Below are 14,528 nucleotides of genomic sequence, written 5' to 3'. Positions count from 1 at the left end.
AACCCGGCCCAAAGCCCAGGCGATTCTCGTGCCGGGCTCAGATGAGGTTGAGCTGCCATGGTCCGTCGAACCAAAGAGGAAGCCCAGGAAACCCGCGCGCAGATCATCGAGGCGGCGGAAAAGGCTTTCTACAAGCGCGGAGTTGCGCGAACCACCTTGGCCGATATCGCCGAGATCGCGGGCGTCACCCGTGGTGCGATCTACTGGCATTTTAGTAACAAGGCCGAGCTGGTCCAGGCGCTGCTCGACAGTTTGCACGAGACCCATGACCATCTCGCGCGTGCCAGCGAAAGCGAGGACGAGCTCGATCCGCTCGGCTGCATGCGCAAGCTGCTGTTGCAAGTGCTCAACGAGCTGGTACTGGACGCCAGGACCCGGCGTATCAATGAAATCCTGCATCACAAGTGCGAGTTCACCGATGAGATGTGTGAAATCCGCCAGCAGCGACAAGGCGCCATCGTCGAATGCCACGAAGGCATTTCCCGCGCCTTGGCCAATGCGGTACGCCGTGGCCAGTTGCCCGCCGACCTGGATGTCGAGCGGGCGGCCATCGCCATGTTTGCCTATGTCGACGGCCTGATCGGGCGCTGGTTGCTGCTCCCGGACAGCTTCGACCTGTTGCGCGATGCGCAAAAATGGGTCGACACAGGGTTGGATATGCTGCGCTTGAGCCCGGCCCTGCGCAAATGACACTTTGTTAAGGATTGTGATGAAGTTTTTCCCGGTAGGATTAAGCCGGGGTTAAAAGGGCCGCTTTGCGGCCCTGGCCTTTTCAATGCCCCCGTAATTGCCGGTCTGGCAACGCCAGTGCCGCCAGCAGCCCCAGCACTGCCGCGGCGGCACTGGCCAGCAGCAGGTATCGGAACGTCGACAGCAGATGCGCCTGGGTCGCCGGATCCGTCTCGCCGCCCTTCAGGCTGCCCAGCAGCGGGTTGCCCAGCACCTCAAGCCCTCCGAGATGCAGCAGCGCCAGCAGCAGGCTGGACATGCAGGCCACGCCCATCGCCCCACCCAACGAGCGGAACAGGTTGGTGGTGCTGGTGGCCACACCGATATCCTTCATGTCCACCGCGCTCTGCGTCCCCACCAGCGAGGTCGGGAACTGCAGCCCGCAGGCGATACCGGTCAACAGCATGAACAACCCGCCCAGCCAGGCTGACTGCGGCGGTGTGAGGGCCATGCCGAGGATCGCCAGCGGCATCAGCAGAGCGCCCGCCAGGATCTGTGGCTTGTAGCGTCCGGTGAATGTCGTCAGGCGGCCTGCGCTGAAGGCTCCCAGTGGCAACCCCATCGCCAACGGCAGCAGGTGCAGCGCGGCGCTGTCGGCGCCGGCACCGGTGATGCTCTGGAAGCGCAGCGGCATGAGCATGGTCAGCGAGATCGACTGGAAGCTGGCGAAGAAGATCACGCACCAGCACAGCACGGCGACCCGGTTGCCGAACAGTTTCAGTGGCAACAGCGGCTCCTGGCAGCGGCGTTCGTGGGCGACGAACAGCACCAGGCCCAATACCGCGCAGGCAAACAGGGCCAGCACCGGCGCCGCGGTCCAGGCATGCCCTTGGCCCACCAGGGTGATGCCCAGCAACAAACTGCCCAGGCCCAGGATCAGCAGCAGTGCACCGATATAGTCGACCTGTGCTTCCCGGCGTTGGACCGGCATGCCCATCAGCGCGCGGCGGATCACCCACCAGGCGCAAAGCCCCAGCGGCAGGTTGATCCAGAACACCCAGCGCCACGACAAGTATTCGGTCAGCCAGCCGCCGAGCACCGGGCCAGCCACGCTGGCCAGGGCGTACATGCTGCTGAAATAACCCTGGTAGCGCCCGCGCTCGCGAGGCGGGACGAAGTCGCCGATGATCGCCTGGCTGACCGAGACCATGCCGCCCGCGCCGATGCCCTGCAGCACGCGCGCCAGCACCAGTTGTTCCATGTTCTGTGCCAGGGCGCAGAAGATCGAGGCCAGGGTGAACAGTGCGGTGCCGGTGAGGATCATGCGCCGACGGCCATACAGGTCGCCCAGCTTGCCGTAGATCGGCACGGCCACGGTCATGGCAACCATATAGCCGGAGATGACCCAGGCCAGCAGGCCGACATCGTTGAACTGGGCAGAAATGGCCGGCATGGAGACGGCGACGATGGTCTGGTCGAGGGCACCAAGAAGAATCGCCAGCATCAGCGCGCTGAGCACGCTACGCAAGTCGGCGGGGGGCAGGGCGGCGGTCACGGGGTCACACCTTGTGGTCGGAGGTCGTGAAATTGTGCTGTTCGTCGGCGGCCCGTGGCGAGTGAAATGGCTGCGAACGTGACGCGGATTGTAACCTGAGTTAGGTAGCTTCCTATGTACTGTCTGCATCGCCTATGCACGATCGGCATAAGCGCTTTCACACGAACGCGCATGGCCGCGTGATATCGTGCAGGTTCATAGCAGCCGAAATACACTGGTTTGCACCCATTTGGTGCATTGTGACCCAGGTTTCCGCATCGCTGTAATCCCGCACTTCTCTTCCACTCTCTGCATGTCATGCCTATGGCAGGGCGGAGGGTCCCGGTTCAGGGGCGGTAGTCAGCCAGTTCGACTTTTCACGTTTATGCGGAGTGATCATGCCCAAGGCTTCCCACCAAGATCTGCGTTTTGCCTTCCGCGAACTGCTCGCGTCGGGTTCGTGCTATCACACAGCTTCAGTCTTCGACCCGATGTCGGCGCGCATTGCCGCAGACCTGGGCTTTGAAGTCGGTATCCTCGGCGGCTCGGTCGCTTCCCTGCAGGTGCTCGCCGCCCCGGACTTCGCCCTGATCACCCTGAGCGAATTCGTCGAGCAGGCTACGCGCATTGGCCGCGTCGCCCAGTTGCCCTTCATCGCTGATGCCGACCATGGTTATGGCAACGCGCTGAACGTCATGCGTACGGTAATCGAGCTGGAGCGCGCTGGCGTGGCGGCGCTGACCATCGAAGATACCCTGCTGCCGGCCCAGTTCGGTCGCAAGTCCACTGACCTGATCTCGGTGGAAGAGGGCGTCGGCAAGATCCGTGCGGCACTGGAAGCGCGAGTCGACTCGTCGCTGTCGATCATTGCCCGGACCAACGCCGGCGTACTGACCACCGAGGAAATCATCGTCCGCACCCAGAGCTACCAGAAGGCCGGTGCCGACGGTATCTGCATGGTGGGGGTGAAGGATTTCGAGCAACTGGAGCAGATCACCGAGCACCTGAACGTGCCGCTGATGCTGGTCAGCTACGGCAACCCGAACCTGCGTGACGACGAGCGCCTGGCGCGCCTGGGCGTGCGCATCGTGGTCGATGGCCATGCGGCGTACTTCGCTGCGATCAAGGCCACCTACGACTGCCTGCGTTTGCAGCGCGGACAGCAGAACAAGTCCGAGAACCTCAGCGCCACCGAGCTTTCGCACACCTACACCCAGCCTGAGGATTACATCCGCTGGGCCAAGGAGTACATGAGCGTCGAGGAGTGACCGACAGGCGTTGTCGGGCTACCTGAGGGCGCTCAGCGTTGCGGTGTGCGGGACGCAGTGCTCGTGTGCGCAACTGGCCGCGGTACTGGGCTGGCTGCGCAACAGCTCAACGCGCCAGCAGGCCGAACCGTAGAGTCCGGCCACGGCGACCAGGGCCAGGACGATCACGCAGCGTCTGGATTTGATGCCCATGTTGCCTACCTCCTGCTGTGACCACAGGGATACTTGCAAGCATAGGTCAGGGCGCAGCAATTGCCTGGGGCGAACATCGAGATCGGTGTGATTTGCGTCGCAGCGGCGCAAGGCCGCTCCACGCACTAATCCAGCTCCCGATCCCACTCCGGTTCTTCGCTGAAGCGTTGGGCAAGAAAGTCCAGCATGCTGCGCAAGGTCGCGGGCATGTGTTTGCGTGAGGTGTAGACCGCATTGAGGTTCAGCTCCCGTGGTCGCGCCAGGGGCAGTAGTTTCACCAACTCGCCGCGACGCACTGCGCAGGCGGCCTGGTAGGTCGGTAGCATGGCGATTCCGGCACCGGCCAGGGCGGCCTTCTGCAAGGTCAGGGCTTCGTTGGCGCTGATATTGCCCTGCACGGGCACCGCGACCTGTTCACCGGCCACCTCGAAATGCCACAGGCTGTGGCCGAAGTAGGCGTGGGTCAGGCAGTTGTGCTGGGTCAGGTCCTCGACTCGCTGCGGCGTGCCGTACTCGCGCAAGTAGGCGGGGCTGGCGCAGACCACCGAACGGCAGACGCTGAGGCGTCGGGCAATCAGGTTCGGGTCCAGGTCGTTGCTGGTGCGGATCGCCAGGTCGATGCGCTCGTCAACCAGGTTGACCGTGCGATCGAGCATCTGCAATTCCACCTTCACCCCCGGATAGCGCTTCACGTACTCCGCCACCGCATCCACCAACTGCGCCTGACCGAACGAGGTGCTCACGCTGATGCGCAACTCGCCGCGCGGCGCATCTTCGGGCGCACGTACCGCGGTCTGCAGGTCGCAGGCCAGCTCCAGCATCTGTCGGCAGCGTGGCAGGGTGTCCAGGCCCGCGGCGGTCAGGCTCAGCTTGCGCGTGGTGCGCTGCATCAAGCGTGCGCCGACCCATTCCTCAAGCTCGGCGAGGTAGCGCGACACTACAGGCCTGGAAAGCTCCAGGTGATCTGCCGCAGCCGACTGGCTACCCAGGTCGACGACGGTGACGAACACGCGCATGGCGTTCAGACGATCCATGATTTGCCCGATTTCAGAAACAAACTATGTTCAAGCATCGCATTTTTTGTGACGGATCGGGCAACTAAGCTGTGTTCCATCGTCCCGCTTTCAGGAACCTCACCATGTCGATTTTCACTCCACTGCGCAGTCTGATGCTGGCCTGTATCGCCCTGACGGGCCAGGCAATGGCGGCCGATCCGCTGCACCTGGATGTCTACAACCCAGGCCATGACGCACTGTTCCCGGTCAGTTCGGTGATCGTCAGTGGCGAGCGGGAGGCTGTGCTGGTGGATGCGCAGTTCGGCAAGGCCCAGGCCGAGCAGGTGGCTGAGCGCCTGCGTGCCAGTGGCAAGCGGCTGACCACCATCTACATCAGCCATGGCGATCCGGACTATTACTTCGGCCTCGACACCCTGACCCAGGCGTTTCCAGACGCCAAGGTGGTCGCCTCCGCTGCCACTGTGGCGCACATCCGCCAGACCATGGACGCCAAGCTGGCCTACTGGGGGCCGCAGATGGGCGCCGACAAGCCCGCGAAACTGGTCGTACCCCAGGTGTTGGCCGGTAACCGTCTCGAGCTGGAAGGGCGGACGCTCGAAGTCGTTGGCCTGGACGGCCCGCAGCCCGAGCGCAGCTTCGTCTGGATTCCCTCGATCAAGGCGGTGGTCGGTGGTGTGGTGGTTTCCGAGAACATTCACGTATGGATGGCTGACACCCAGTCTGCCCAATCCCACACCGACTGGCTGGCAACGCTTGCACACATCGAAAAACTCGCCCCGCGCACGGTGATCCCAGGCCACTACCTGGGACAGAGCAGCCGTTCGCTGGATGCCGTGCGCTTCACCGCAGGCTACATCCGCGCCTTCGACAGCGAAGCGGCCAAGGCTCGTGATGCGGCGGCGCTGATTGCTGCAATGAGCAAGCGTTATCCGAACCTGGCCGATGAAAGTTCCCTGGAGCTCGGGGCCAAGGTCGCAAAAGGCGAAATGAAGTGGTAACCCCTTACAACCCAGATGGAGTGTTTCCCATGAGCAAGATCGCAATCATCGGTGCTACCGGCCGCGCCGGCAGCCAGTTGCTGGAAGAGGCTCTGCGCCGTGGCCACAGCGTGGTCGCCATCGCCCGCGATCCGTCTTCGCTGCAGGGCCGTGAAGGTGTCACGGTCAAGGCGCTGGATGCCAAGGACAGTGCTGCGCTACAGGCGGCAGTCACAGGCGTGGACGCTGTGCTGAGCGCTGCGCACTTCTCCACCCTTGCGCCGCAGGCGATCATCGAGCCGGTCAAACGCGCCGGGGTCAAGCGACTGCTGGTGGTCGGTGGTGCCGGCAGCCTGCTGCTGCCGTCGGGGCAGCGGGTGATCGACAGCCCGGACTTCCCCGAGGCGTACAAGGCCGAGGCCAGCGCCGGCGTGGGCTTTCTCGATACCTTGCGCCAGGAACCGACCCTCGACTGGACCTTCCTTTCGCCTTCGGCCGAGTTCGTCGAGGGTGAGCGCAGCGGGCGCTATACGCTGGGCAAGGATCACCTGCTGATCGGCGCCGATGGCAAGAGCTGGATCACCTTCGCCGACTACGCCATTGCCTTGATCGACGAACTGGAAAAGCCCGCACATACGCGCCAGCGCTTCACTGTCGGCTACTGAGGTGTCGCTGCCAGCCTTTCACAGGTGAATCGCGGCGCAGTACATGCTGCCGAGCTGATGGGGGCGCAGGGCCGCTAAAGACTGGCGCGTGCCTGCAGCCACTCCAGTAATTCGCCCAGCCCCGGCGGCAGGCTTTTCGACGGGCAGACCAGGTAATAGCCTTTGCCCGTCATCACCTTCAGCGCAAAGGGCATGCATAACCGCCCACTGCGCAGGTCATCGCCGATCAGCGCCCAGTCGCCGATGGCCACCCCGGTCCCCTGGGAGGCCATGGCCATCGCCATGTCCAGTGTCTCGAAATGCTGGCGTCGGCCCTGTGGCTCGAACGCAGCGCCGGCCGCTTGCAGCCACAGGCGCCAGTCACGCTCGTCGCGCGAGGGGTGCAGCAGCATGTGCCGCGCCAGGTCCTCCACTCGCTCCAGAGGCATGCCGCCTTGCAGCAACGAGGGGGCGCACACCGGTGTCAGTTGCTCGTCGAACAGCTTGCGCACCAGCGAGCCCTGCGCGGGCGGGCTGCCATACACCACTGCCGCATCGAAGCCTTCATGACGAAAGTCCACGCCGTGCTGCACCGTCGTGGTCAGTTCCACCGGCACATCCGGGCGCAGCGCCTGCCATTCCATCAGCCTCGGCAGTAGCCAACGCATCACGCAGGTCGGGGCCTTGAGCTGCAAGGTGGCGGTGCGCGCGCCGACCTCGCGCACGCCCTGTTCGATCAGGGCGAACACTTGCTGCACCCGCGGCAGCCAGTCCTGGCCTTCACGGGTCAGGCTCAGGCCACGGGCCTGGCGCTGGAACAAGGGGTAGCCGAGCTGCTCTTCGAGCCCGGCGATCTGGCGGCTGACAGCGCCCTGGGTGATGTGCAGATGCTGGGCGGCACGGGTGAAATTGCAGTGCTGGGCGGTGACCAGGAAGGTGTGCAGGGCGGGCAGGGGAGGGAGTCGTTTCATCGTGGCGAGCCATGATCTGGAGACATGGCTAGTATGTGTTTTTTTGCATTGTCGCGGTAGCCGCGGCTTGCTTCCATGAGCACTGATTTCAACAAGAATCAGGGTAAAGACGATGGCAACCTGTGGCGAAGTACTGGTCAAACTCCTCGAAGGCTATGGCGTAGACCATGTGTTCGGGATTCCCGGCGTGCATACCGTAGAGCTCTATCGCGGGCTTGCGCGCTCGTCGATCCGTCATGTCACGCCGCGCCACGAGCAGGGCGCAGGCTTCATGGCCGACGGCTACGCGCGGACGCGCGGCAAGCCGGGAGTGTGCTTCATCATCACCGGCCCCGGCATGACCAACATCACCACGGCCATGGGCCAGGCCTATGCCGACTCGATCCCCATGCTGGTGATCTCCAGCGTGCAATCGCGCAATGCACTGGGCGGTGGGCGCGGCAAGCTGCATGAGCTGCCGAACCAGTCTGGGCTGGTGGCGGGCGTTTGCGCGTTTTCCCAGACCCTGATGAGTGCCGATGACCTGCCGCAGGTGCTGGCCCGCGCCTTCGCGGTGTTCGACGGTGCCCGGCCACGCCCTGTGCATATCGAGATTCCGCTGGATGTGCTGGTCGAGCCAGCCGACCACCTGCTGCAAGTTCGCCCGGTGCGCACCAGCCGTGCAGGCGCCGCGCCGCAGGTGGTGGCGCAGATGGCCGAGCGGCTGGCCAAGGCCCAGCGTCCGTTGATCCTCGCCGGTGGCGGTGCGCTGGCGGCAGGCGAGGCCCTGGCGCAACTGGCCGAGCAGCTCCAGGCGCCGGTGGCCCTGACCATCAATGCCAAGGGCCTGCTGCCGGTTGCTCATCCGTTGCAGATAGGCTCGACCCAATCGCTGCCGGCAACCCGTGCCCTGGTTGCCGAGGCCGACGTGGTACTGGCCATTGGTACCGAGCTTGCCGAAACCGACTACGACGTGACCTTCAAGGGCGGATTCGAGATCCCCGGCAGCCTGCTGCGCATCGACATCGATCCGGACCAGACCGTACGCAACTACCTGCCGGAGCTGGCGTTGGTCGCCGATGCCAAGCTGGCTGCCGAAGCCCTGGTTGCAGCGTTGGCCGAGCAGCCTGCGGTGCGTGACGAACGCTGGGGCGCTGCCCGTGCCGAGCGCCTGCGTATCGACCTGGCTGCCGGCTGGGACCAACCGACCCTGAGCCAGACCCGTCTGCTTACCGCGATACTGGAAACCTTGCCCGATGCCGTGCTGGTGGGCGACTCGACCCAGCCGGTCTACACCGGCAACCTCACCCTTGACCTTGCGCGTCCGCGTCGCTGGTTCAATGCTTCGACCGGCTACGGCACGCTCGGCTATGCCTTGCCAGCGGCGATGGGCGCCTGGCTTGGCAGTGCCGAAGTCGTGGCTGAACGCGCCCCGTCGGTGTGCCTGATCGGTGACGGCGGCCTGCAGTTCACCCTGCCGGAGCTGGCCAGTGCAGTCGAGGCACAGGTACCGCTGATCGTGCTGCTATGGAATAACCAGGGTTACGAAGAGATCAAGAAGTACATGGTCAATCGCGCCATCGAGCCCGTGGGCGTGGACATCCACACCCCCGACTTCATCACCGTGGCGCAGGGGCTGGGGGCTGCGGCCGAACATGTCGGCGATGTGGCGCAGTTGCAGGCCGCGCTGGTGCTGGCGGTCGAGCGCAAGGGGCCGACCCTGATCCAGGTGGACCAGGCACAGTGGCAGGCAGCGGTGGCCGGCTGAGGCGCGCGCGGGCTTGCAGATTCAACCCGCGCTCGAGCGCAGGCGCGCCATGTCGCGAATCGGCGGCGCGCCATACAGCCGGCTGTACTCCCGGCTGAACTGCGACGGGCTTTCATAGCCCACCCGATACCCCGCCACCGCGGCCTCCAACCCATCGTTGAGCATCAGGCGCCGGGCTTCCTGCAGTCGCAGTTGCTTCTGGTACTGCAACGGGCTCATGGACGTCACGGCCTTGAACCTGTGGTGCAGGGTCGAGGTGCTCAGGTTCACTTCCCGGGCCAGCTCCTCGATGCGCAGCGGCAGGTGGAAATGCTTGTTGAGCCAGGTGATCGCCTGGCTCACGCGGTGTGTCTGGCTGTTGGCCAGGGCAATCTCGTACAGGCGATGCCCCTGCGGCCCGCGCAGCAGGCGGTAGAGGATTTCGCGGCGAAACAGCGGGGCCAGCATCGGGATGTCGCGCGGGCTATCGAGCAAGCGGACCAGGCGCAGCAAGGCATCGAGCAGGTGCGCATCGGTCTTCTCCACATACAGCCCAAGCCCGGACTGCACGCTGGGCACCAGCATCGGGCCGCTTTCGGCAATCAACTGGCTGATCTCTGCTGCGTCCAGATCGATCCGCAGCCCAAGCACAGGGTTTTCCGGGCTGGCGTCGAGCCTCACCCGGCTGATCGGCATGGTCACCGACACCACCATGTAGTGCAGCGGGTCGTAGGCATACTGCTGATCGCCCAGGAACAGACTCTTGCTGCCTTGGGCCATGACGCAGAGGGCCGGCAGGGCCAGGCCCGGCTTCGAACGGATGTTGTCTTCATAGCGCGACAGGTACAGCTGCTCGATGGCCGTCGGTGGTCCGTGGGGATCGCCTGCGTGCCTCAGGATCAGGTCAGCGAGTTCCAGACGCTGGTTTTCCAGGGTCGGGTCGAGAGCGGCAAGGGCAGTGGTCATGATCGAATTCCTCCAGGGACCGGGCCAGCATAGATTTGGGCAACATCCGGCGCTAGCCAAATGCTGCCGACCGATTGCCTGATCCTGCATTGCGACAGGATCAGGCAATCGGCAGACAGAAATGGCCTAACGCAGGGTGCGGGCGAGGACCTAATCTTGGCAGCCTGGCTTTTCCGTCCCGCCTGCTTCAAGGAGATCGTTCATGACCTTGCATCAACCGGTCACACACTTGGCTTTCATCCGTGCCAGCAGCGGTCGTTCGGCGGAACTCGGCATGCGCCTGCGCGACCTGCTCGAGCCTTCGCTGCGCAGCCCCGGCTGTCTGGCGTTCACCGTCCAGCGCTCCCAGGTTGACGCCGACCTCTGGCTGCTCAGCGGCAGCTGGCAGGACCAGCAGGCCATGCGCGGTTACTTCGCTTCACCGACGCTCGAGGTCTTCGGCGACCTGCTGCAGGAGCGGGTGGTGGCGAGCATGGACCTGCAGACCTTCGATTGAGGGTTGGTCGCGGGTAACCTTCTCGCGGGCAAGCTTGCCCATGAAAAGACCACTACCGTAACGCCTGCTGCAGTAGAATCCCGCCCCTCGTTCAACAGCTGGAGCACAGCAATGGCACGTAGAGAATTCCCGGGCTTCGAGGCCGTTTCGGCGATGGTCCCGGCCGAAGGTGGCGGCTACCACGCAGCAATCGCGGTCAAGGCCCTGCACATGGGTGGGGCTCCGCGCTTTCACAAAGTCCTGGAGGGCCAGGTGTTCAAGTCGGCACTGGCCGCTGACGAGGCGGCCTGTGCCGAACTCGAACGCCTGCAGGGCGTCAATGAAGAGGGCGAGCTGGCCTGGTGATCAGGCCTGCGGGCGACGCATCTTGAACAGGTTGCCCAGCTCGAAGTAATCCGCCGGGCCACCGCCACGCAGGATCGGCTCGGCGGCAGCAGTGTCGTAGATACCCTCCTTGAGCAGGTGTTCGGCGATATGCACGGCCACCACTTCACCCAGGATCAGCCAGCTGGGCACCAGCTCCTGATCGGCGCGCTTGAGCTGGATGATCTGGCTCACCTTGCACTCGAAGTTCACCGGGCTCTCACCCACCCGCGGCACGCCGACCACGTTCGAGGGCGCCGGTGTCAGGCCGCTCAGCTCGAATTCGTCGATATCCGCAGCCACTGCCGCGCAGCTCTGGTTCATCTGCTCGGCCAGCGGGCGCGTGGCCAGGTTCCAGACGAACTCGCCGGTCTGTTCGATGTTGTTCAGGCTGTCTTTGCGCCCGACGCTGCAGAAACCGATGATCGGTGGAATGTAGTTGAAGGCGTTGAAGAAGCTGTAGGGCGCCAGGTTCAGGCGACCGTCGCGATCATGGGAGGAGATCCAGCCGATGGGCCGGGGGCCGACGATGGCGTTGAACGGGTCGTGGGGCAGGCCGTGGCCTTTGGCGGGTTCGTAGTAGTGCATCTGCGCAGGGCCTTGGCCCTTCCTCTGGGACGGACGAGGCGCCTAGTGTGCCAAGCCTTGAGCTGGCTGGGAATGATCAAGCCCGGCCAAAGCCGGGCTGGGTGACACGCATCAGTGATCAGCTGATGCGGTGGGCGTTGGTGCGGCTGAAGCCATCTTCAGCGAAGCGTTGGCCGCCGGTGCGGTCGAAGCCGTCTTCAGCGAAGCGTTGGCCGCCAGTGCGGTCGAAGCCGTCTTCAGCGAAGCGTTGGCCGCCAGTGCGGTCGAAGCCATCTTCGGCGAAGCGTTGGCCACCGGTGCGGTCGAAACCGTCTTCTGCGTAGCTGGCCGATTGGCTTTGTGCAGCGGCGAAGGTGTGGGCGTTGGTGCGGTCAAAGCCGTCTTCGGCGAAGGCACCTGCGGCGAAGACCGAAAGGGCCAGGGTCAGGATCAGTTGGTTTTTCATGGTCGTTGCTCCAGTAGATTCGAGGGGGTTTGTTCTTGCTATGGATCTCATGCTACGCCGATTGATTTGATTAAAAAGCGCAAAAAATTACGTAAAATAATCAATTTAATCGATGTGTTTGCGCGCGAGATGTCCAAATAAGTAGCTGTCGGCTCTACCCCGCAGCATGCGGCATATCAAATATCCGAAAGCGTTCTGTCAGCGCTTGTAGGTTGCTCCACCTCAATTAATGGCGAGTTAAGGACTCAACCCTTCGTCGCTCTCGACGCCGAACGGTTTTTTCATTCCTTTCCAACCGATTTTTCAGACGTTCGTCTTCAACATCGCCGCATTCCAGAAACCGGAGCGGCACACGATGAATAAACTTCCGCAAATCACCTTGGCCTTCTGGGTCATGAAGATCTGCGCCACCACGCTGGGCGAGACGGCTGGCGACCTGCTGTCGATGACGCTCGACATCGGCTACGCCATGAGTTCGCTGTTGTTGATCAGTGTGTTCTTGCTGACGTTGCTCACCCAACTTTATTCCCGCCGCTATCACCCAGTGCTCTACTGGCTGGTGATACTGTCCACCAGCACCGCTGGCACCACCCTGTCCGATTTCATGGATCGCACGCTCGGGTTGGGTTACGCCGCAGGTTCAGCGCTGCTGATCGGCATCCTGCTGTTGACCTTCGCTCTGTGGCGGCTGAGTGGTAATCCGCTGGATGTCACGCGCATCCGCAGTCGTGCAGGCGAGTTGTTCTACTGGGTTGCGATCCTGTTCTCCAACACCCTGGGCACCGCACTGGGCGACTACCTTGCAGATGATTCAGGCCTGGGATTCGCGGGTGGCGCCCTGCTGATCGGCAGTGCCATCGTGTTGGTGGCTATGGCGCGTTACTGGACCCGAATCCCTGGTGTGGTGTTGTTCTGGGTAGCCTTCGTGCTGACTCGGCCATTCGGTGCAACCCTGGGCGATTTTCTCACCAAGCCATACGAAAAAGGCGGTCTGGACTTTGGCACGATCGGCTCGTCCATGGTGTTGGGCGCGATCCTGCTGGCGCTGGTGCTACTGGCCACCTACTACCAGCGTCGTCAGCCGCAGCAAGTGCTGGAAGTATCCTGACCTCAGGAAAAAAGGACTGACGCGAACGGTACAAATGCCCGCAGCAGAGCTTTTTTGCGGCCGCAAAAAAGGGCCGTTCCACCGGAACGACCCTTTTCAGTTACAGCGGACGCAGAATCAATCAGTGGTGATGCGCGAGTGCTGCTTGGTGTCCTTCATGGTCGCGTAGACCAGCAGCGAGCAGGCGATGCAGCCGGTGACGTACCAGTAGAAGCCGGTTTCCATGCCGACGCTCTTGAACCACAGGGCCACGTACTCGGCGGTGCCGCCGAAGATCGACACGGTCAGTGCGTAGGGCAGGCCAACGCCCAGGGCGCGGATCTCGGTGGGGAACAGCTCGGCCTTGACCACGGCATTGATCGAGGTGTAGCCGCTGACGATGATCAGCGCGGCCATGATCAGGAAGAATGCGCCCCACCAGGTCTGGATGGTGTGCAGGGTGCTGAGGATCGGTACGGTGAACAGGGTGCCCAGCACGCCGAAGGCGATCAGGATCGGGCGCCGGCCGATCTTGTCGGACAGCCCGCCGATCACCGGCTGCAGGCACATGAACAGGAACAGCGTGGCCGCCGAGATGGTGGTCGAGTCGCTGATGCTCATGCCGACGGTGTTGACCAGGTATTTCTGCATGTAGGTGGTGTAGGTGTAGAAGGCCAGCGTGCCGCCCATGGTCAGGCCGACGACGGTCATCAGCTCCTTGGGATGACGCATCAGGGTGCGCATCAGGCTTTCCTTGGACTTCTCCTTCTTGGTGAAGGAAGCGGTCTCTTCCATGCCACGGCGCAGGTACAGCGCAACCACCGCGCACAGCGCGCCGATCACGAAGGGCACGCGCCAGCCCCAGGCATACAGCTCTTCGGTGGTCAGCACGTTCTGCAGGATGATCAGCACCGCCAGGGCGATGAGCTGGCCGGAAATCAGGGTGACGTACTGGAAGCTGGAGAAGAAGCCACGACGTTCCTTGCTGGCCATCTCGCTGAGGTAGGTGGCCGAGGTGCCATATTCACCGCCGACCGACAGGCCCTGCATCAGGCGCGCGATCACCAGCAGGATGGGCGCGGCGACGCCGATGGTTTCATAGCCCGGCGTCAGGGCGATGACCAGCGAGCCTGCGCACATCAGCAGTACCGAAGCCATCAGTGCAGCCTTGCGGCCCTTGCGGTCGGCGTACAGCCCCATCAGCCAGCCACCGATCGGGCGCATCAGGAAGCCCACGGCGAAGATCGCGGCGGTGTTGAGCAGTTGTGCGGTGGTGTCGCCAGCGGGGAAGAAGGCTTTGGCGAAGTACAGCGAGAATGCGGCGTAGACGTACCAGTCGTACCATTCGACCATGTTGCCGATCGAACCGCTGAAGATCGACTTGAGACGACTGGCGGTGGTTTTTTCCGCGGCGGGCGCAGTGGCCGCCCCGGCGGGCAGGGTGGTGGCGTTATCCATCAGGGATACCTTCTCGTTGTTTTTGTGAGGCGCGCGGGACCGCGGCTTGAGAAGGGTTTTGCAGAAGCTGTGCCAAATGAGGGCGTAACGATCCGAATGAGGTGTCGGCCGCCCCATCCTTGGGCATG

At 63.4% G+C, this 14,528-nt stretch carries 16 protein-coding genes; 8 read left to right on the top strand and 8 right to left on the bottom strand.

All coding sequences use genetic code 11. The annotated features are described in order from the left end of the window. Positions 1-57: 57 nt before the first annotated feature. The gene (locus tag VA602_RS06640) at positions 58-690 is read left to right on the top strand and encodes a TetR family transcriptional regulator (RefSeq protein WP_065862401.1); all 633 of its coding nucleotides are present in this window, start codon (positions 58-60) and stop codon (positions 688-690) included. 82 nt (positions 691-772) lie between these two features. Here VA602_RS06640 and VA602_RS06635 read toward each other — a convergent pair whose 3' ends face one another. After that, the gene (locus VA602_RS06635) at positions 773-2,224 is read right to left on the bottom strand and encodes an MDR family MFS transporter (RefSeq protein WP_323452823.1); all 1,452 of its coding nucleotides are present in this window, start codon (positions 2,222-2,224) and stop codon (positions 773-775) included. Positions 2,225-2,601: 377 nt separating this feature from the next. Between VA602_RS06635 and VA602_RS06630 the strand changes: the two genes are divergently transcribed. Continuing rightward, positions 2,602-3,471 (top strand): isocitrate lyase/PEP mutase family protein, encoded by an 870-nt coding sequence (locus VA602_RS06630; protein ID WP_054894495.1) that lies wholly within the window; start codon positions 2,602-2,604, stop codon positions 3,469-3,471. An 18-nt stretch (positions 3,472-3,489) separates the two neighbouring features. On the opposite strand, the gene VA602_RS06625 is transcribed toward VA602_RS06630, so the two are convergent. Next, positions 3,490-3,663: a hypothetical protein gene (locus VA602_RS06625; protein ID WP_172964814.1), complete on the bottom strand. Its 174-nt coding sequence runs from the start codon at positions 3,661-3,663 to the stop codon at positions 3,490-3,492. A gap of 125 nt (positions 3,664-3,788) precedes the next feature. Continuing rightward, a complete protein-coding gene (locus VA602_RS06620) occupies positions 3,789-4,697 on the bottom strand; it encodes a LysR family transcriptional regulator (RefSeq protein WP_125931524.1) in 909 nt (302 codons plus the stop codon). Positions 4,698-4,801: 104 nt separating this feature from the next. Between VA602_RS06620 and VA602_RS06615 the strand changes: the two genes are divergently transcribed. Both VA602_RS06615 and VA602_RS06610 read left to right on the top strand, forming a co-directional pair. After that, positions 4,802-5,677, top strand: coding sequence for an MBL fold metallo-hydrolase (locus VA602_RS06615; protein WP_323452822.1), 876 nt, complete (start codon positions 4,802-4,804; stop codon positions 5,675-5,677). A 29-nt stretch (positions 5,678-5,706) separates the two neighbouring features. Then, on the top strand, positions 5,707-6,321 hold the full coding sequence (locus tag VA602_RS06610) for an NAD(P)-dependent oxidoreductase (protein ID WP_054894492.1): 615 nt from the start codon (positions 5,707-5,709) through the stop codon (positions 6,319-6,321). A 74-nt stretch (positions 6,322-6,395) separates the two neighbouring features. On the opposite strand, the gene VA602_RS06605 is transcribed toward VA602_RS06610, so the two are convergent. Then, positions 6,396-7,271: a LysR substrate-binding domain-containing protein gene (locus tag VA602_RS06605; RefSeq protein ID WP_065862396.1), complete on the bottom strand. Its 876-nt coding sequence runs from the start codon at positions 7,269-7,271 to the stop codon at positions 6,396-6,398. Positions 7,272-7,383: 112 nt separating this feature from the next. On the opposite strand from VA602_RS06605, the gene VA602_RS06600 reads away from it, so the two are divergent. Beyond that, complete coding sequence (locus VA602_RS06600) at positions 7,384-9,018, top strand: 5-guanidino-2-oxopentanoate decarboxylase (RefSeq protein WP_323452821.1); 1,635 nt, start codon at positions 7,384-7,386, stop codon at positions 9,016-9,018. Positions 9,019-9,039: 21 nt separating this feature from the next. On the opposite strand, the gene VA602_RS06595 is transcribed toward VA602_RS06600, so the two are convergent. Beyond that, positions 9,040-9,963 (bottom strand): AraC family transcriptional regulator, encoded by a 924-nt coding sequence (locus VA602_RS06595; RefSeq protein WP_065862394.1) that lies wholly within the window; start codon positions 9,961-9,963, stop codon positions 9,040-9,042. 202 nt (positions 9,964-10,165) lie between these two features. On the opposite strand from VA602_RS06595, the gene VA602_RS06590 reads away from it, so the two are divergent. Continuing rightward, positions 10,166-10,459, top strand: coding sequence for a putative quinol monooxygenase (locus tag VA602_RS06590; RefSeq protein ID WP_054894488.1), 294 nt, complete (start codon positions 10,166-10,168; stop codon positions 10,457-10,459). Positions 10,460-10,570: 111 nt separating this feature from the next. Beyond that, complete coding sequence (locus VA602_RS06585; RefSeq protein ID WP_197891909.1) at positions 10,571-10,804, top strand: hypothetical protein; 234 nt, start codon at positions 10,571-10,573, stop codon at positions 10,802-10,804. Here the strand turns inward: VA602_RS06585 and VA602_RS06580 are convergent, their stop codons facing one another. Beyond that, complete coding sequence (locus VA602_RS06580) at positions 10,805-11,410, bottom strand: flavin reductase family protein (RefSeq protein ID WP_323452820.1); 606 nt, start codon at positions 11,408-11,410, stop codon at positions 10,805-10,807. It abuts the gene before it with no gap. Positions 11,411-11,528: 118 nt separating this feature from the next. Further along, the gene (locus tag VA602_RS06575; protein WP_200603796.1) at positions 11,529-11,855 is read right to left on the bottom strand and encodes a hypothetical protein; all 327 of its coding nucleotides are present in this window, start codon (positions 11,853-11,855) and stop codon (positions 11,529-11,531) included. 355 nt (positions 11,856-12,210) lie between these two features. On the opposite strand from VA602_RS06575, the gene VA602_RS06570 reads away from it, so the two are divergent. After that, positions 12,211-12,963: a COG4705 family protein gene (locus VA602_RS06570; RefSeq protein ID WP_153773146.1), complete on the top strand. Its 753-nt coding sequence runs from the start codon at positions 12,211-12,213 to the stop codon at positions 12,961-12,963. Positions 12,964-13,080: 117 nt separating this feature from the next. Here VA602_RS06570 and VA602_RS06565 read toward each other — a convergent pair whose 3' ends face one another. Then, entirely contained in the window at positions 13,081-14,400 is a 1,320-nt protein-coding gene (locus tag VA602_RS06565; RefSeq protein ID WP_197891915.1) for an MFS transporter, read from the bottom strand. Between the last annotated feature and the right edge of the window lie 128 nt (positions 14,401-14,528).

The organism is Pseudomonas machongensis, assembly GCF_034961125.1.
Classification (GTDB): domain Bacteria; phylum Pseudomonadota; class Gammaproteobacteria; order Pseudomonadales; family Pseudomonadaceae; genus Aquipseudomonas; species Aquipseudomonas machongensis.
Note: the sequence above shows the minus strand (reverse complement) of the source record. Positions and strands in the feature narration are given on the sequence as shown.